The following is an 18,210-nucleotide window of genomic DNA, read 5'->3' on the forward strand; positions in this document are numbered from 1 at the left end:
CACGAGGCCTCTTTATGGCTCGAGTCGCCATTGTTTCGGACATTCACGGCAACCTGGAAGCTCTGAAAAGCGTGGTGCGTGCCGCCCGGGCCGAAGGCGTGGATGGTTTCTGGCATCTTGGCGACGTGGTGGGCTACAATGCCGATCCCACGGCTTGCCTGGAAATGCTGAGGGAATGCGGCGCGCGCGGCGTGCAAGGCAACCACGATCTCGCGGCCCTGGACCCTCAAATCGCCGAATCCTTTAACATCCTTGCCTATGAAGCCATTCATTACACCATACAACAACTCAACAGCGGCCACCTGGCCCAGTTGCATGCTCTGCCTCTGTGCCGCACCCTGGAAGGGGCGCTGCTGTGCCACGGAACCCCGGAGACCCCCCATTCCTACATCCTGAACCTGTACCAGGCTCGGCGCATCTTTAACCTCATGCGGAAAAGATTCCCCGACATTTCCGTGTGCTTCTTCGGCCACACACACCACCAGAAAATTTGGGTACAAGATCCACGCGGCAAAGTGATGACCGTGGACACCCCTAATAGCACGTCCTTTAGGCTCAGCACCGAGAACCTCTACCTCATCAACCCGGGAAGTGTGGGCCAACCGAGACAGCGCGACAGTCGAGCCCGATTCCTGATTTTTGACACCGACCTTCAAGCCATCGACTTCCGCGCCGTACCTTACGATGTGCAGCGAGCTCAGGAAAAAATTCTTCGAGCAGGTCTTCCCGAGTACCTGGCCTTGCGTCTGCAAGACGGTGTGTGAAAAAGAGAGGGAACCGGTAAGAAGGACCCAATGGAGCGAGGGGAAAGACGATGTTTGGAAAGAAAGAGGTTTTGCTCAAAGACGGCACGCCGGTCAACGTCCGCTTGATGACCCGAGAGGACGGCGACGCCCTCTACCGGTTCTTTCACAATCTGACCGACGATGAGCTTCTCTACGTTCGCCATAACGTTCGGGACCCTCACGTGGTGCAACAGTGGGTCAACAATCTGGATTACCGCCGCGTTTTACCTTTGCTAGCTTGGGTTAAAAACGAAATTGTGGCCGACGTGACACTGCATCTGATTCCCCATGGCTGGAAACGGCACATCGGCGAAGTGCGCACCGTCGTCTCACCCAAATACCAGAACAAAGGGCTTGCCACCCTCATGCTCAACGAACTCGTTGCCCTGGCATCCGAAATTGGCTTGGAAAAACTCTGGGCCGAGATTCCTCTGGATTCCCCAGCAGCCATTCGCGCTTTTCGAAACGCCGGATTCGGCTGCAAGGCGGTCATCGAAGGGTTGGTCAAGGACATTCACCAACGCAATGTGGACATTCTCATCATGGTCTGCGACGTGACCGCCTACTACGACCCTCGATGGGGGACCATCAAGTCCCTGGAACCCCTGTGAATTCTTCCGTCAGGGCAGAATGTGGCCGCTTCCAAATTCCGGAAAGGCCTCCAGTAAAGCCTGTTGCAGCACGCCGGCGTTGTGGTAGCGATTTTTCCAGTCCTTTTCCAAGCAGCGCCCGATGATGTGTTCCAAGGCCTCAGGAACCTCGGAAACCAGTTCTCGAAGGGGCTGTGGAGGGGATTCCAAAATGAGGTCCATGAGTTCCTTTTCGTTTTCCGAGTAAAAGGGCAAGAATTCGGTGGTTAAGGCGTAGAGGATCACACCGAGAGCCCAAACGTCGCTGGCCAGGCGGCTGCGTCCCATGATCTGTTCGGGAGCCATATAAGGACGGGACCCGATGACCGTGCTGCTGATACTCCGCCGCATCACATCTTTTGCTGTGCCGAAATCCAATAGCTTCAAGACCCCTTCCGGGGTAATCACAATATTATCCGGTTTGATGTCGCGATGCATGATGTGGTGGCGATGAGCATAGGCCACCACATCCAAAAGTTGCAAATAATATTTTTCCTTGCGTAGGGCATCCAGGCCCTCGTCCAGGAGTTCTTGCAAAGATTTGCCCGAAACATATTCTTGAATCAGAACCACCTTGCCGCCGGATTTGACCACATCCAGCAGTTTCACGGCGTTGGGGTGGTCCTTGAGGCGTCCGAGAATGGCCGCTTCCACAAGGAATTTGCGGTTGAGTTTTTCTTCGTGAGGGATTTTGGCCACGGCCAGATGGTGACCACTTTTTTCCCGAAGCAACCACACCTCTCCAAAACTGCCGAAACCCAGTCTCCGTATCTTCTCCCAGCGGTCGAGAAAACGTGCGGTATCCACCGATTCCTTTTGCTGCCACTCTTCGGCAGCACGCCCACGCCCCACAAGGCGATGCCACGCGGCTCGAAGGCGCGTGACAAAGCGATGCCACACACCGTCGTGCCCGGGACTCGTTGTGCGCATGGTTTCCCGAATGCGATGCCCCCATTCCAGCAACACCTGCAATCGAATGGGCAAGGCGCTCTCGTCCACAGGCAGAATCCAATAATCATCGGCACCCGCACGAAGAATGTCCCGCACTCTTTGCCCTCGGCCCTGAGGCACCAGGACCATGAGGGGCACGGATCGGCCCAACAGGTTGCGCAATTTTTGTACCTCCACATCCGGTCGGCTGTCGCGTCGGCCCACGCGCACGATCACCAGACGCAGATCGGGACTGCCGCGCACGGCCTGCTCATTCGCCCCGCCGAGATGCTGAACAAGCAGGGTCGGGTCCGCTTGAACGATCATGTCCTTGAGAAGCCCGAACTCGTCTTCTCGACAGCCTACAATCAAGACTGTTCCCGATCGCAACACCACGCCTCTTCCTTGTGGGCCCCGCACCTCGCTCCTTGGTCTGCCACACAGCCGGGAGGGGAGCCGGCGCACATAAGAAAGGAGCAGGCGTCGCGGCCTGCTCCTCTCAGATCCTCAATGGGCCATAGAAAGCCTCATGGCATGTGGTTTGCCTCAATCCGTCGCATATCTCGGCCGCCTGGTCACAAGAGCCAGAATGATGCCCGCAATGAGCAAAACTCCGGCAATGTAGAAGGCATAATCGTAGGACTGGTACTTGTCATAAATGCGCCCGGCCAATTTGGGCATAAAGGCGCCCAAGCCCCAGCCGATGAACACCAGGCCGTAATTGAACCCCAGGTTCTTGGGACCGTAAAAGTCCGCCGTAAAGGATGGGAACAAAGACAACCCGCCGCCGTAGCACCAGAACCCCACGGCACAGGCGATAAAAAGAAGCGGGATGTTTTTAATCCCAAACAAATAGGGTAGCAGGAACATGATCACAGCCGCAGCGATGTAGTTGACGATGAGGCCATTGGTGCGCCCGATCTTGTCGGAAATGATCCCCGTACCGATTCGGCCGATGGAATTGAAGATGGCTCCCCAGGACACCAAAAGATATCCGGCTTTCATGATGCCTGCGATCATCTTGTTCACATGGCCGATGAGCAGAAGACCCGCTTGCGTGTTGATGCAGAACATAATGACCAGGGCATAAAACTGCCAGGTCTTGAGCATTTCTGCAGCGGTCCAATCTGCCCGCGTCTGGGTCGGGGCCTTGGCGGCTACCGCCGCCACAGAAGGCTGCGGAGGGACATAGCCGGGTTCCGGCCACGCCAGGAACTGAGCCGCAACTAAGATCACCACCAAGTAGGCTACTCCAAGAACATAAAAGGAAGCACTCATACTGTAGGTGGTGATGAGCCAGTTGGCCAAAGGCGCCACATAAAAGGCGGCCAGCCCATACCCGCTAACCACCAGACCGGCTATGAGACCTCGTTTATGCGGGCCGAACCACTTGAGTGCCGCTGGCGTCGGGGCCGCGTAACCTACACCCATGCCAATGCCGCCGCCAATGCCGAAACCCAAAAGGATTCCCGTGTAGCTTTTCATCAGGCCCGCCACAAGAAGCCCCAAGCCAATGGCCAGGCCGCCGATGGAAGCGGCGATGGTCGGGCCATAACGGTCCTGAATGCGCCCGCCGGGAATCATGAGCAATGCAAAGATCAGAATACACAAAGACGCCGGGTTGGAAGCTTGTTCCGCCGTAAGGGGCACCCAACCTTGCGATTCCATCAAATTCTTGTCGGTCAGATATTTTACCCAGACACTCCAAGCATAAAGACAGCCGAGACACAAATTCACCACGATCCCAGCCACCACCACCTGCCAGGCCTTGCCTGGAACCTTGTCCACGGTTGCTTGCGGCGCTGTCATGGTTAATCTCCTTCTCGTCGTTCAACGCCATGACCTTCGTCCGTTCTCAAAGAGCATTGCCGCCGTTTGAGAACGGACCCTTCACCCCTCCCCCGTGCTCCTGCCGAAAAAGAGGGAGCTGACGCGGGATGCGCGAGAAAAATGACAAAAAAGACCGAGAAATTAGCGAAACGCGCTTCTAACGAGAGGATGTCTTTGCAGCACGATACTGGCGCTGAGAAGACTGCTGCAGAAAAACCATCGAATGGGGAAAGGACTCACTCCACGACGTGGCAACCGATTTTCGACGACACTGGACGGCTGAGGGAACATTCGTGGTCCACGCGCATGAACAGAAATAAACTACGTTCTCGTGCCTCACCCCCTTTCGTCAAGGTATTTGCCTGCACCTCCTTTTGAAGACCCACAAAAAACCTTCCACAAATTCTATGTCTTTTTATCCACACCCCCTGGGGCGCGGTCAAGAAAAAAGTTTTTATTTTTAAATTGTTAAGAAATGCACAAAGCATTCCCGACGATTTTTCTGGGCTCACTCATTGAAGGTGGTGTGGGTTCCCATCACCATTCCAGGTGGACGTGGCGAATGTCCGGTTTCAAAAAGAACCGGCTTTCCTCCACCTTTTTCTTGAGCAGTCCCGTGGTGAAAATCAGCTTTTCGCCGGCATCCAAGGAACTGAGGCTCTTCACGGCGTAGAGGGTCACCACCTCGTCGAAGCAGATGGCGCAGGCAATGGTCGGTGGTGTGCCGCTCACAACAATCAAATCCACGGGCCGCTCGGCTCGAGGAGGCTGGTAATCGGCAACGACCAGCAAGCCTTCCGCAGTGAGTTTGGCGTAAAGGGCGCACTGAAGGGTGCGGCGAAGAGCCTTGTTCGATTGAAACGCCTTGGGCACAGCGCGCCAGGACCTTTCCAAGAAAGCCTTCCAGTCTTCCACGTCTAGGGTGATTTTCTTGTCCATAGTTCGGTCCTTTTCGTGAAGTGACGATGGCCGCCCATGTTCCTATCATGTTCAGGAACTGTGACGCAATGGACGATCGAGCCATGTCAAGGCTGTTGCAATACACCCTTCCCAGCCGCCTCTTCAGCAACTTGTCCTAAACAGCCTTCTCTTGCACACGAAGCTCGCGGACGCCTCCACACGAAGGACCGAGAAAAGCCGCTCATTGACGCCCATGGCAAGGGCTGTTAGCTTTAGGGAGAATCGTGAAAATCATCGACACATGCCCTAATAAGGCAAAGGATACGCGATGATGCAGATGGACCGTGCCGTGTTTGATCTTGGAATGAGCGTACATGCCGTGTCATTGTACATCTTGATTTGTGCGTTGGCGGACGAAGGGCGGGATTCCACCCTTGAGGCCGTGCGTGGCCAGTGGACCGCTTCGGAAGACGCCCTGTGGACGGCTGCCAAGGAATTGGAGCGACATAAAGTTCTTCGCATCGAGATGGAAAGCGAATCATCAGGCCGCTTTTGGGTGCAGCCTTCCCACGAATGGATTTGAAGTGAGCAATGGCTCGATGGCCCCGTCGCCTCGTTTTCCTATTCATTTGTGCCAGCCGGATTACCACAAATCCTGTGCGGCCTGCTGCGGCATTTACAACTTCAAAGACAATTCGCGCCGAGCCGTCAGCTTGAGGCTTCATCGCAACCGTGTTCTTCTTGGCAACGAAGGCCGCAAGGTAACGCCGGACGCACTCGCGTTGCACAGTCAGAAGTGGCGAAGCCGATACAACGGGTTTGCCAAGAGGTTTGAAGCGGTCTTTAACTGTGAGTTCGTAGGGTTTCTAGATGAGGCTCATCGGCGTGTCGGCTGCCTTCTCCATCCCCTGCGGCATAAGGGCAAAGACCTCCGGCACAGCTCCTTTTACGGACAGGAACTCTGCGATGGGCATTTCTGCCCTAGTTACTATGAGCTGACCATGAACGAACAGGCGTTGGTGGTGAAAACCCTGGACGACTGGTATCTTTACGGCCTTGTCATCACGGACATCGATCTGGTTAAAGGCGTGTACCAAGCCCTTTCGGACCGATTGGGCGAGGCCGTGCAGCCCAGAATGCTCACGCATCCGCCCGTGCAAAGGGCGCTGCGACGGCTCTGGCAATGGAAGCTTCGCTGGCCCTATTGCAGGCCGGGATGCGACGGGTTCGGAAAGTACCTTTTCATAGGGGATCATTACGAAGAATTGCAGATTCCCTACGAGCGCTGGGGAGTGCAACCATCGTTTTATCACCGCATACTTCTGGCTCTCGGCTCCGCTTTTCAATCCTTGGAAGAGTTGAGAGACGCGGAACGAATCATCGACTTAGGATTGCATCACGCAGTGCAGGCCCTGAGGAACGCGTCATCTCAAAAATCCTCGAATGGGACGATCCCTTGACATGGCCTCGTCGTGCCGATAGCGCCGAGCCAGCTTGACATAGTGTTCGGCCGTTTCCCGAATTCTTTCCTTTTCCTCTTCGGTGAGCGTCTTCTTGACCTCGGCCGGAATACCCATGACCACGCTTCCCGGCGGCACTTCGGTCCCAGGACTCACCACCGCGCCAGCCGCCACAAGGGATCCTTTGCCGATCCGAGCCCCATCCAGGACGATGGCTCCCATGCCAATAAGGCAGTCGTCTTCCACAACACAGCCATGGACCACAGCCTGATGCCCCACGGTCACGCCATTTCCAATGAGTAGGGGAAACCTTTTCCCGGTCACGTGCAGGGTGACGTTATCCTGAATGTTGGTGTCGCTGCCGATGCGAATGAAGTGCACATCGCCGCGCACGACCGTATTAAACCAAATACTTGTCCGATCTCCGATGTGCACATCCCCCACAACCCAAGCTCCGGGTGCGATATAAACGTCTTGGCCCAATGTGGGAACGATTCCTTTGTAGGCAACCAGGCCCGGCCTCAGGCTCACGGCACCGCGCCCTTCGGCAACCCCGTCGTGCATGCGTCCGCACCCACCGTGCCCACCTCTGGGTGGATAAAACGTGTCCCTCATTGCATTCTCTCTCCGTGTGAAAACTTTTCCAAAAAAACCGTTGGCTCTCACAAAACCTGCCGAATGCCGCTGCACCGAATGGGTTGATCTAACGCATCGATTGTGCCTCACCTTGGTCCAGTTATCAACCCAGGGTGAGAAGACGCGGGAAAACATTGCGGCACATGGTCTCTCGAACAAATCCCCCTGTGTTTTCGCATTCCGACGGTGCAGGCTTTGATCAACCACGCCCAACAAACTGGCCCATCTCTTGCATATGAAGAAACGGTAATTCCTGAACAAACAGAACGCCACTCGGTGCCGCAACAGGGAGGATGCGACCATGTTGAAAACCATCCAGGCTCGGATTCTGGCCATATCCGCCATCAGCCTGATTCTCGTGGCCAGTCTCGGCGTGCACTACTGGTATTGGATGAATACAATCGGTAACAAACTTATCTTAAGCGAGCAGTTCGAAGATCTTTTTAATGACATGTTGGAGATTCGCCGTTTCGAAAAAAACTTTCTGCTCTACTCGAACCCCACAAGCCTTGAGGAGGGTCACGTTTACCTGCAACGTGCCGAGCAGACCATGAAAACGCTTTGGCCGACCATTCAAAAGGTCATGGGACAGGAGGCCTCCCGTAGGTTTCTGAGCGAATTTATGGCTTACAAAGATCTGATCGCTCGCTACAGTGCCGCGCCCTCGTCCGCTGACAAAGAAGGTCTCGAGGAAGTCAGAAACCATGGGAAGCTGTTGGTGGACTTCACCGAACGGTTGCTAACCAAAAAACGTGAGAGCATTCATAAGGCCCTCAAACAGGCCTATCGCTTTCCACTGGCCACGCTGGTTCTGATCACCCTGGTTCTGGTCGGTGTCTTTCGGTTCGTGAACACGCAGCTGTTGAAGCCTCTGGCGATTCTGAGAGAGACGACGGCGCGCGTCGCCCAGGGGGATTTTCGTCCCATTGAATATGAAAGCAAGGCCGAGGATGAAATCTCTCTTCTCATCAACGCGTTTAACAGCATGGCTCAGGAACTGGAAGCCAACCAGGAAGCTCTTCTGCATTCTCGCAAAATTGCTGCCTTGGGCACCTTCACGGCGGGCATTGCCCATGAATTAAACAATCCTCTGAACAATGTCTACCTGACCGCCGAGGCCCTGCTTGAAGACCATGGGTCTTCCTTGGAACCGGAAGCGCGCGAATTGGTGCTTGACATTCTCAACCAGGCCGAACGAGCTGCCGAGATTGTCAAGAACTTGCTCGATTTTTCGCGCACAGACCGGCCTAAATTGGAAAAACTGGACATTACATCCGTCATTCATCAAACCCTGAAACTTGTGAAGAACCAACTGCTCTTGGCGGGAATCCATGCGGAGGTGAAGACCGAGAATTCCATTCCGCTTATTCAAGGTCATCGACGAAACCTGGAGCAAGTGTTTCTGAACCTTTTTCTCAATGCAATTCAGGCCATGCCCAACGGCGGGGAAATCAGGATTCGGTTGTCAACCTCAGGCACGCTAGTGCGCATCGACGTAACCGATACTGGCGTAGGCATTTGTCCAGAAAACCTGGAACACATCTTCGAACCCTTTTACACCACCAAGGGGGTCGGCCGTGGCACAGGCCTGGGCCTTTCCGTTACCTATTCCTTGATTCAAAAGCACGGGGGGTATATAGAGGTCCAGAGCGAAGTGGGGGTCGGCACGACCTTTTCCGTCTTTTTGCCAGCCCTGGATCCCGAAACGCAGGACAACGAGGTTTCCCTGCATGGAGAAGGCGTGGCGCCTGGCCATCATTGACGATGAGTCCATGGTTTGCAAGAGGATCACGCACGCCCTGAGTAAGGAAGGCTACCAAGTGGAATCCTTTCTTGCAGCGAGTCCCTTTTTTCAGGCGATGCAGGCAAACCCTTTTGATGTGGTTCTCACCGACCTTCGACTTCCCGACATGAACGGTTTGAATGTTCTCACACGGGTCAAAGAACGATGGCCCTGGGTGGAAGTTATCGTGATCACTGGCTACGGATCCATCGACAGTGCAGTGGCGGCCATGAAGGCCGGCGCCTACCATTATGTACCCAAACCCCTTCGACTCAGTGAACTTCGGCACCTGATTCGAGGGGCCGTCGAGAAAGTGGCCCTGCGTCGTGAAAACGAACGCCTTCGCGAAGCCCTGCGGGGCCGGGATCCCCTGGGCCGCATCGTGGGCAAAAGCCAAACCATCCAGCATGTCTTCGCGCTGATCCGCAAGGTGGCTCCCTTGGACTGCACCGTTCTCATTGAAGGGCAGAGCGGAACGGGAAAAGAGCTTGTGGCTCGAGCCATTCACGGCTTGAGTCCTCGAGCCTCTCGCCCGTTTGTTGCTTTCAATTGTGGAGGGTTCACCGAGGCGCTGATCACGAGCGAGCTGTTTGGCTACGAAAAAGGCGCCTTCACGGGTGCCACAACGACCAAGCTGGGTCTCATGGAATCTGCCATGGGGGGCACCGTTTTTCTCGATGAAATCGGGGAGATGCCTCTAACCATGCAGGTCAAGCTGCTTCATGTACTTCAGGAAAAACGCGTTTTTCGGGTGGGTGGCACCCGGCCCATTGCCCTCGATATTCGCATTCTCGCCGCCACCAACAAGGACCTTAAGCAGGAAGTCCTCGCCGGCCGGTTTCGGGAGGACCTCTACTACAGGCTGAACGTCGTGCGCATTCCCCTGCCCACGCTGGCCGAGCGCCGTGATGATATTCCTCTCCTGGTAGCCCACTTTATCGAGAAGTACCAAACCCTTTTCGGCAAACCTGTGGAAGGCATTCACCCACACGCTTTGGAAATCCTCAAAAAGCACAGCTTTCCTGGAAACGTTCGCGAGTTGGAAAACATTATCGAACGGGCTGTGGCCCTCACCGAAAAACCTCTCATCGGCGTGGACGACCTTCCCGAAGATGTGCGCCAGCTGGAAGTGGATGCCTACCCGGCAGAAGAACTGCTGTCCCTCGAGGAAGTGGAAAAGCGCCACATCAGCAGAGTCCTGGCCAAGACGAACTACAACAAGAATCTGGCGTCTCAGATTCTTGGTCTGCCTCGCACCACCCTGTGGAGGAAGATAAAAAAGTACGGCATTCTACAGTCCTCCCCCTCGAAGCCGTCCCACTGAACCCCGCTCGACCCACCATTCGTTCATTCCATTATGAAACACTCGCCGACATCTCGATGAAGTTTTATTTCAGAATGAAACTCTCCAAAGCCTACACCCCCAATCCCCAACACGGTTAAAGCACATTATGACGTGTTTTAAGGGAGTTACACAATGGGCATTTTTTTTGCTCTCGTTGAGGCTGGAGGCGGCTCATGGAGCGGATCTTGGTGACGGTGACGGGAGGGACCACGGAAGACTTGGGGGCTTTGGCCCGAGGCATCTGCCTGGCGCGTCGAATTGGCGCCCATCTTTACGTAGTGGGCCTGGAGAGGCCGACGGAGCATCGAGGGGAAGAGCCCTACCGTCTCGTGCCGGCGTCAGAGGTCGGAGAGCGGATGCACATGCTGATTGAGGGGGCGCGAGGGGATGGGGTCTCGGTGAGCACTTACATCCTGAGAGGAAACCCCGAAGAGGGCATTTTGGCCTTCTGTAGGGAACATCGCGTCACGCTGTGGATTGTTGGGGTCCCTGGAAGGCAGAGGCGGAAGCACCATCAGGCGATGATGTGGGTTCATAGCCTTCGCCACAAGCTGGGGTGCTCGGTGGAGATGGTAAGACCTAAATCAGAGATTTTTAGGAAAGAAAGTAGGTGATGGCATGGATCTTCCAATTCATCTTTATCTTCCCATTGCAGGGAACAGTGTGAACATCCTACACATCCTGGGGTTGGGGGGCATCGTGGGATTGCTGTCCGGCATTTTCGGCGTGGGGGGCGGCTTTCTCATGACGCCCTTGCTCATCATGATCGGCATTCCCCCCACGGTGGCGGCCGCTTCCGATTCCAACCAGATCGTGGGAGCGTCTACGTCGGGAACGGTGGCCCATTTTCGCTTGGGCAACGTGGATTTCAAAATGGGCCTGTTGTTACTTCTAGGGGGCGTTTTGGGGGGCACTCTGGGCGTTCACATCATCAAAATCCTGCGACGTCTGGGCAATGCCGATTTCTTGATCAGTCTTACGTACGTGCTTATGCTCGGCATCATCGGCACCTACATGTTTCAAGAAAGCTATCGGTCGCTAAAAAAAACCAGCCGTGAACCTGAAAAGGTTCCCGCCTCGGCCAATCCAGGGCGCCCATCGGTCTATGCCCGCTTTGTTGCGTCGCTGCCCCTGGAGGCGGATTTTCCCCGATCCGGTGTTCGCATGTCGGTCCTGATGCCCGTTCTGCTGGGGACTCTGGTGGGCATTTTGGCGGCCATTATGGGCGTGGGAGGTGGTTTCATTATGGTGCCCGTGATGGTGTATTTGCTTCGCATGCCTATGCACGTGGTCGTGGGAACGAGTTTGTTTCAGATTTTGTTTACCTGCGTTAATGTCACTATCATGCAGTCCTACATCAACCAGACGGTGGATTTCGTTCTGGCATTTCTGCTGCTTCTCGGATCCACCGTAGGAGCTCAGGTGGGAGCTCGTATCAGCAAGCGGCTTCGTGGAGATCAGCTCAAGATCATTCTGGCCGTGCTGGTTCTGTTGGTGATGGTTAAGATGTTGTTGGGTTTGTTGCTCACCCCTGATGTTCTTATTGCGGAAGCTGGAGGGCACTGATGAGGCGCACATGGCTTTTTATTACGACCCTGGGATGGTTGGCCTTGCTGGGTTGTCCTGAGGCACGAGCTTTGAATGTGATCGTGCGCCCTCAGGCCTTTGAAATCGGCACCTTTTTCAACGGCACCACTCTGAACGTGGAAGGCCAAGTGGGGGCGGATCAAGAGGTTGTGGTGCGCTTTGTGGGCGTGCCGGGGGATCTGCATCTTAAGAAAAAGGCCAAGGTGTTGAATTTGCTGTGGATGAACCGAGGCTCCGTGGACTTTCACGGGGTTCCCAACGTCTTTGTGGTCTATCTGCCCAAACCTTGGGAAGCCCTGGAGGGGGAAGCGCCCGCACGAGATGCTGAAGGCATTCGAAAGCTAAGCCTGGAAAATTTGGAGTCTCTCGTCTTCATGGAACCGGAAGGCGAAGACAAGCACCTCCTTTTCCACGAGCTTCTAAAGCTTAAAACCAAGCAAAAACTGTATCAGGAGCATGTGGGTCGGGTGCACTACACTCAAAAAGGGCAAGGGCAACGAACCTTTCAAGCCTCTTTGGCCATTCCGGCTCGACTCACCGAAGGGCAGTATCGCGTGGAAGTGTACGCTGTTGCGGACGGGCGCATCCTTGATTCGGCCATCGTCCCTGTTCAGGCACGCCTCGTTGCAGCGCCGGCTTTCATAAAGAACCTGGCTTTTCAGCATCCCTTTTGGCACGGGGTTTTGGCCACGCTGGTGGCCGTGGTCGGCGGCCTGATTGTGGGATACCTTTTCGGCACCTCCAAAGGGTCCCACTGAGTGGAAGTCAGTCATGAACGGGTTGTGGGCCAGGATTTGCGGAACATTCAGCCGATGGAGACGGCGCGAGCCCCGTGTTCCGTTGGCGAGAATACTGAAGTGCTTTCGGTCCATCTTGGCCAGGAACAGCGAGATCCTGGATCTGATGGCCACCATGGGGAAAGCCCTTAGCGGCGATTACGTTTTCGACAGCCACTTTGTACACTCCTCATGTCAAAGGTTGATCGATCTGACGCAAAGCCTGATCCATGATCTGAACATCTTGAGCGGGCAAAAATACGTGGATCTTTACGCCAGCTTGGAAGGGATTCGGCGGCGTCTGGACGCCATTCTGGCGGGACAGCCGTCCATAGGTGACATTCCCTACACCCTCTTTTACGAAGATTGCAACCGTGACTGGATCGATGAAGTCGGCGGCAAAAACGCCAATCTTGGAGAGGTGCGCAACGTCTTGGCCTTACCCACGCCAGATGGCTTTGTCATCACCACTCGAGCCTACCATGAATTCATGGCGTCGGCCGGACTTTCCGATTTTCTCACCCAACAGCTGAATCCCTGGGAAACACAAGATACCCAGGCGTTGGAGCAGCGCCTTCGCGATCTACAACGACGCATTGAAGCCTCTTCGATCCCCGAGAAATTAGCTCGGGAAATTTATCACCGCATTGAGACCCTGGGACGCAAGTACCGTCGCGAAACCCTGTTTTTCGCCGTGCGCAGCAGTGCTTCCGGTGAGGATACCGAGCACAGTTTTGCGGGGTTGCATCGATCGCTGCTCAACGTTCCGGAGACGGAGGTGCTTCAAGCCTATCGGCAGGTCGTGGCCAGCCTTTTTACTCTGCAGGCATGGAGGTACCGAAGGGATAAGGGGTTCGGCGAGCATGAGGCCGCCATGGCGGTGGGCTGTCAGCTCATGGTCGATGCCGTGGTCAGCGGCGTGCTCTACACCGTGGACCCGACAGCGCCCCCCCACTCAGATGCCCTCACCGTGTCAGCCACATGGGGGCTCGGCCCACCCGTGGTAGAAGGCAACCGAAAGGTGGATCGTTTCCGCGTCAGCCGGGACCCACCCCACGCTCTTCTGCAGATGCACGTGGTACCCAAAACGGCGTCTTTGATCTCTCAACGTGATGGGGGAACGCAGTGGGTCGATGTCTCGGAGGTGGACCAATCCAGATCATGCCTCAATTCTCAGCAGCTCAACCTCCTCGCGTCCACCGGGCTTCTTTTAGAACGCTACTTCAAGCGCCCTCAGGACATCGAATGGGCCTTTGACACCTCTGGCCAGCTCATCATTCTACAAACCCGTCCGCTGCAAATTAACCTTTCGGATTCCGACATCTGTCGCATCAGCGACATTACCGCCTCCGCCCCTGTCCTGTGGTCAGGGCGAGGTGACGTGGTGCAGCGGGGCATCGCGGTGGGCAAGGCCTTCGTGGTGCAAAGTGATGAGGATCTAAAACGCGTGCCTGCCGATGCCATTGTGGTGGCCCGGGAAAGCTCCCCTCGCCTTGCCGCTCTCTTTCGGCATGTGCGCGGCGTCATCACCGACGTGGGATCTCCTCTGGGACACATGGCCACGGTGGCGAGGGAATTTCGCGTACCCACCGTGGTGAACACAGAAATTGCGACGCAGCTTATTCACACCGGCGATCCCTTAACCTTGGACGCAACCCAAAACGTTTTGTATCGAGGATACATCAAGGAGTTATCTTACCATGAACTCACCTACGAGGAAGTCTTTGAAGAAACTTATGAGTATCGCTTGTTGCGCCGCCTCCTTCGCCTGATCACACCGCTTCATCTTGTGGATCCTAAGGGAACCGATTTCACGCCGGCAGGCTGCCGAACCCTGCACGACATTGTGCGTTTCGTGCACGAGCGGGCTGTGGCTGAATTGGTGGGCATGAATCTGGCCAGCTTTCACACCTCAGGATGCCAAATCCGGCTTCTCGAGATCCCCGTGCCTCTCGACCTCAGGGTGATCGATGCAGATGGCGGCACCGTCGCCAGCCCAGACGCCCGCACTCTTCGCCTGCAGGACGTCACCTCCATTCCCATGCGAGCTTTTCTTGCCGGCGTGGTGGAATCCAATCTGTGGGAAAGAACACCTGTGGCAATGGACTTCAAAAGTTTCCTGGCCAGCATGAGCCGGACTTTCGACACACACCGGGTCCCCCTCGAAGAGGTGGGCCTTAACCTGGCGGTCGTTTCTTCCAACTACATGAACATTAACCTTCGGATCGGGTATCACTTCAACATCATCGATGCCTATGTCGATGACCGCATTGATGACAACTACATCTACTTTCGGTTTATAGGAGGGGTCACCGACTTGACGCGACGATCCCGGCGTGCTCGACTTATTGGTGAAATCTTGGACCGCACAGGGTTTCGAGTTGAGATACGAGGCGATCTGGTGGTGGGGCGCATGAAGAAGCGCCCCCGTTCCACCATGGAACACAATCTCGGAATGCTGGGTGCGTTGGTGGCCTATACCCGGCAGTTGGACGTCCAGATGATTAGCGACGAGGAAGTGGTGCGGCACGTGGAGCGATTCATGGAATTGTTCCGGTCCCTTTGGCCTCGGCCCCAAGCAGCCGAGCCTCAAGGAGGTTCCCATGGACAAGCAACCTAAGATGAGAGTTTTAATTCTGGACGATGAGCCCATCGTTTGCAAACGCATGAAACCCTCCTTTGAAAAGGCAGGCTACGAGGTGGAAACCTTTACCGACAGCACTCTCGCCCTGGAACGGATCCGGGAACAAGACTTCGACGTGGTCATCACGGACCTCAAGATGGAGAAGATTGATGGAATGCGCTTCCTGTCGGAGGTCAAAAAGCGCACTCCGACGACGGAGGTCATCGTGATCACGGGATTTGCCACCATGGAAACGGCCAAGGAATCCTTTCAAAAGGGTGTGTTCGACTTCGTCGCCAAGCCTTTCAAGATGAGTGAGATACTGGATGCAGTGCGCCGAGTGGAAGAGAAAAGGCGCGCTGCCAGGCTCTAAACACAAAGGGACGTCGGTGGCAGCCCTGGCGGTCGAAGGTAGAGCAACACAACGCCAATCTCTCCGGGCAGGAGGTGACTTTATGAGAATTCTCTTTGCAGCAGACCAGTATCGCTACAGCGCTCATGCGCTTGAAGCCCTGGTTAAACTGGCCCAGAATACCTGGGCGGATTTGACGTTTGTGGGCGTTATCAACAAATCAGTGGACCGTTCCCTTGCACCTGGCTCTGCCGAGGTCGGCACCCATGCCCTGCCTGGAGCCTTGGCACGTTATCGGGACGATTTTCTTGCACGCTGGCCCAAAGGCGATTCGCCCTACGCCCCCACTCAACAGCAGCACGAATGGATCCAGTTGCGTCAGGGGGTCTGGGAATATTTCCAGGTGGCGCGAGGGTCCATGAAACAATTGAAGGTTCGCCTGCGTTTTGGACAGACCGCTTCCGAAATTTTGGCCACCGCCGAAGAAGAAGCCAGCAGTTTGATCGTGATGGGCTGCACGGGCGGTGACGCCTGCCTCTGGCAGGATGATCCGTCGGTGCCTCAAAAGGTCGTGGACGGTGCCACGGTGTCCGTGCTGCTGGTCAAGGAGGCTGCCCCTATCCGCAAACTTTATATGTGCCTGGACGACAGCGGCATCACTCAGGACGCTCTGGAAATGGTTAACCAAATGGTTTCCATTACTGAAGCCGAATTGGACGTGGTGGGCCTCACCAAGGGTGGGGGCATCAAGACACAGGTCTATCCCTGGTTAAAGGTCGTGTCTGACTACTACAACAGCAAGGGCGTGCCGTGCCACATTCGATTCCGTGAGATCGACGCATTCCAAGAGTTCATCTCGTCTCAGGTCACCGAAGGTCTGTTGGCTCTGTGGCTAGGAAAGAAATCCCTCTTGTCGCGGCTATTTCAGAAAAAAACCGACTCCATTGGGCATTTTGTCAGCAGGTGCAGAACTTCAGTGCTCGTGCTGCGCTGATTCCGCCATCGCAGCTTTTCTCCTCTGGTCGGCCTCTCTTTGAACGGCGTGGTCTTTAGGGCCGCAACCCCAAAATGGAGGCAATGGCGTCGCCGGTCGCCGTCACAAAGGCGCGGAAGGATTCCGAATCCATGGCCGTTCCCGGCCTCGGGCACGGCACTCCTTCTGGAGGTCGCACCAGCACCGGGCGGTTCTGAAGCTCCATTTTAGGCTCTATGCCGAATTCGGGCTCAAAGCGATCTTCAAAGTACTTTTCTTGGAAGACGGCAAACTTCAGCGCGTGGGCCGTGGCGTCCAGGACGCCCACCTTGCCTTCGGGTAGGAGCCCTTGCGAAACGGCGCGGCGGAATCCAGCCAGACATTCACCGCCTTGGGTGCACGCAATGTGCCCGTTTCGGTTGGCCATAAGCATAGCGTCCATGATTTCCTGTTCCGTCACCTGGACCACCTGCACTGCCTTTTCTCCGCCGATGGATCGGTATTGCTCCACCAGCTGCACCACTCGAGGCATGCTCACCGGGTTGCCGATCATGGCCGCCTGGGCCACACTGGGCCGGACCGTCACCGGCCGAAAAACCCGCTTCTCTGGATTTGGTTCCAAGTAATAACGATACACCGGATCGGCATGGTGTGATTGCACCCCCAAAATCCATGGAAGCTGGGTGATGATGCCCAGGTCATACAGTTTGAGGAATCCCGCCATGACCGCGGTGATGTTCCCCGCATTGCCGATGGGAACCGTTACCACCAGATCGGTCACATTGTAGTCGAAAACCTGCGCGATTTCGTAGCTATACGATTCCTGCCCCAGAATGCGCCAGGCATTTTTGGAATTCATGAGTGCCACAGGATACTGTTCCGCCAAGTACTCCACGATTTTCATGCAGTCGTCAAAGACACCTGGAATTTCAATCACACGAGCCCCGCTGCCCAATGGCTGGCTCAGTTGCTGGGGCGTCACCTTGCCGTGGGGCAAGAGGACGGCGGAGGTGACACCTTGGATAAAGTATGAGGCGTAAAGGGCCGCGGCGGCGGAGGTATCCCCCGTGGACGCGCACACGGCTAAGACATGGCCCAGTCCCTGGTTTGTGATGAGGTCATTGAGGTAACTAAAGGCACTGGCCATACCCCGGTCTTTGAAGGACGCGCTGGGATTTTGCCCGTCGTTTTTAAAAAAGAAAGGCCGACCCGCCCAGTCCTTGAGGCGTCCGTTGGCCTGCACCACGGGTGTGTGGCCTTCGCCCAAGTAGATCACGGCCTCGAGAGGCAAAATGGCGCCGAGGAGTTCATGAAATCGGTAGATGCCCTTGAGGGCCGGCTCGTGAATCATGGCCCGATAATCAAAGATCTGGCGCCACTGTGGGCCGGGGGTTTTTTTGAGGCGATCCCAGTCCCGGTCTTCAATCATGAGAACACTGCGGCACTGTGGACAGGTGTAGAGCAGCTTGCCTACGTCAAAGCTCGCCTGGCACGCAAGGCATCGGTACACGTAGGTTCCGGACACCTTTGGCACGATGCGGTCTCGAACACTATCGGGAAAATCCAGAATCTTCATGTTTTCTCCTTGTCCCTGCAAGCTC

General features: G+C 55.6%; 17 protein-coding genes. 12 read left to right on the plus strand and 5 right to left on the minus strand.

The window, feature by feature from the left end:
* Positions 1–14: 14 nt before the first annotated feature.
* Entirely contained in the window at positions 15–764 is a 750-nt protein-coding gene (locus tag EDC27_RS01150; protein WP_123288782.1) for a metallophosphoesterase family protein, read from the plus strand.
* A gap of 50 nt (positions 765–814) precedes the next feature.
* On the plus strand, positions 815–1,396 hold the full coding sequence (locus EDC27_RS01155; RefSeq protein WP_123288783.1) for a GNAT family N-acetyltransferase: 582 nt from the start codon (positions 815–817) through the stop codon (positions 1,394–1,396).
* Between the two features lie 9 nt (positions 1,397–1,405).
* Here EDC27_RS01155 and EDC27_RS01160 read toward each other — a convergent pair whose 3' ends face one another.
* From EDC27_RS01160 to EDC27_RS01170, 3 genes are all read right to left on the minus strand, one after another.
* Positions 1,406–2,740, minus strand: coding sequence for a serine/threonine protein kinase (locus EDC27_RS01160; RefSeq protein WP_123288784.1), 1,335 nt, complete (start codon positions 2,738–2,740; stop codon positions 1,406–1,408).
* Between the two features lie 150 nt (positions 2,741–2,890).
* Positions 2,891–4,153: an L-lactate MFS transporter gene (locus tag EDC27_RS01165; protein WP_123288785.1), complete on the minus strand. Its 1,263-nt coding sequence runs from the start codon at positions 4,151–4,153 to the stop codon at positions 2,891–2,893.
* A gap of 558 nt (positions 4,154–4,711) precedes the next feature.
* Positions 4,712–5,113: a hypothetical protein gene (locus EDC27_RS01170; RefSeq protein ID WP_123288786.1), complete on the minus strand. Its 402-nt coding sequence runs from the start codon at positions 5,111–5,113 to the stop codon at positions 4,712–4,714.
* A gap of 289 nt (positions 5,114–5,402) precedes the next feature.
* Here EDC27_RS01170 and EDC27_RS01175 point away from each other — a divergent pair, with 289 nt between their 5' ends.
* Positions 5,403–5,657 carry a hypothetical protein gene (locus EDC27_RS01175; protein ID WP_123288787.1) on the plus strand — a complete coding sequence of 85 codons (255 nt, stop codon included), beginning with the start codon at positions 5,403–5,405 and terminating at the stop codon, positions 5,655–5,657.
* Positions 5,658–5,673: 16 nt separating this feature from the next.
* Positions 5,674–6,534, plus strand: a complete 861-nt coding sequence (locus EDC27_RS01180) for a hypothetical protein (protein WP_123288788.1) — start codon at positions 5,674–5,676, stop codon at positions 6,532–6,534.
* Here the strand turns inward: EDC27_RS01180 and EDC27_RS01185 are convergent.
* On the minus strand, positions 6,499–7,098 hold the full coding sequence (locus EDC27_RS01185; RefSeq protein WP_123288789.1) for a gamma carbonic anhydrase family protein: 600 nt from the start codon (positions 7,096–7,098) through the stop codon (positions 6,499–6,501). The two genes, EDC27_RS01180 and EDC27_RS01185, sit on opposite strands and share 36 nt — an antisense overlap.
* A gap of 373 nt (positions 7,099–7,471) precedes the next feature.
* Here EDC27_RS01185 and EDC27_RS01190 point away from each other — a divergent pair, with 373 nt between their 5' ends.
* The 8 genes from EDC27_RS01190 (at position 7,472) to EDC27_RS01225 (ending at position 16,630) form a co-directional block, all read left to right on the plus strand.
* The gene (locus tag EDC27_RS01190) at positions 7,472–8,932 is read left to right on the plus strand and encodes a sensor histidine kinase (RefSeq protein WP_123288790.1); all 1,461 of its coding nucleotides are present in this window, start codon (positions 7,472–7,474) and stop codon (positions 8,930–8,932) included.
* Entirely contained in the window at positions 8,901–10,277 is a 1,377-nt protein-coding gene (locus EDC27_RS01195; protein ID WP_123288791.1) for a sigma-54-dependent transcriptional regulator, read from the plus strand. Before EDC27_RS01190 ends, EDC27_RS01195 begins: the two co-directional genes overlap by 32 nt.
* A gap of 194 nt (positions 10,278–10,471) precedes the next feature.
* Positions 10,472–10,912: a universal stress protein gene (locus EDC27_RS01200; protein ID WP_123288792.1), complete on the plus strand. Its 441-nt coding sequence runs from the start codon at positions 10,472–10,474 to the stop codon at positions 10,910–10,912.
* A gap of 4 nt (positions 10,913–10,916) precedes the next feature.
* On the plus strand, positions 10,917–11,864 hold the full coding sequence (locus EDC27_RS01205; protein WP_123288793.1) for a sulfite exporter TauE/SafE family protein: 948 nt from the start codon (positions 10,917–10,919) through the stop codon (positions 11,862–11,864).
* Positions 11,864–12,643: a TIGR02186 family protein gene (locus tag EDC27_RS01210; RefSeq protein WP_123288794.1), complete on the plus strand. Its 780-nt coding sequence runs from the start codon at positions 11,864–11,866 to the stop codon at positions 12,641–12,643. Before EDC27_RS01205 ends, EDC27_RS01210 begins: the two co-directional genes overlap by 1 nt.
* A 13-nt stretch (positions 12,644–12,656) precedes the next feature.
* Positions 12,657–15,281, plus strand: a complete 2,625-nt coding sequence (locus EDC27_RS01215) for a PEP/pyruvate-binding domain-containing protein (RefSeq protein WP_123288795.1) — start codon at positions 12,657–12,659, stop codon at positions 15,279–15,281.
* Positions 15,265–15,657, plus strand: a complete 393-nt coding sequence (locus EDC27_RS01220) for a response regulator (RefSeq protein WP_123288796.1) — start codon at positions 15,265–15,267, stop codon at positions 15,655–15,657. The genes EDC27_RS01215 and EDC27_RS01220 overlap by 17 nt, the downstream gene beginning before the upstream one ends.
* Before the next feature lie 82 nt (positions 15,658–15,739).
* Complete coding sequence (locus tag EDC27_RS01225) at positions 15,740–16,630, plus strand: universal stress protein (protein WP_170161500.1); 891 nt, start codon at positions 15,740–15,742, stop codon at positions 16,628–16,630.
* Positions 16,631–16,685: 55 nt separating this feature from the next.
* Here the strand turns inward: EDC27_RS01225 and thrC are convergent, their stop codons facing one another.
* On the minus strand, positions 16,686–18,185 hold the full coding sequence (gene thrC, locus EDC27_RS01230; protein ID WP_123288798.1) for a threonine synthase: 1,500 nt from the start codon (positions 18,183–18,185) through the stop codon (positions 16,686–16,688).
* Positions 18,186–18,210: the final 25 nt, after the last annotated feature.

It is taken from the genome of Desulfosoma caldarium (assembly GCF_003751385.1).
In the GTDB taxonomy this organism is placed as follows: Bacteria; Desulfobacterota; Syntrophobacteria; order Syntrophobacterales; family DSM-9756; genus Desulfosoma; species Desulfosoma caldarium.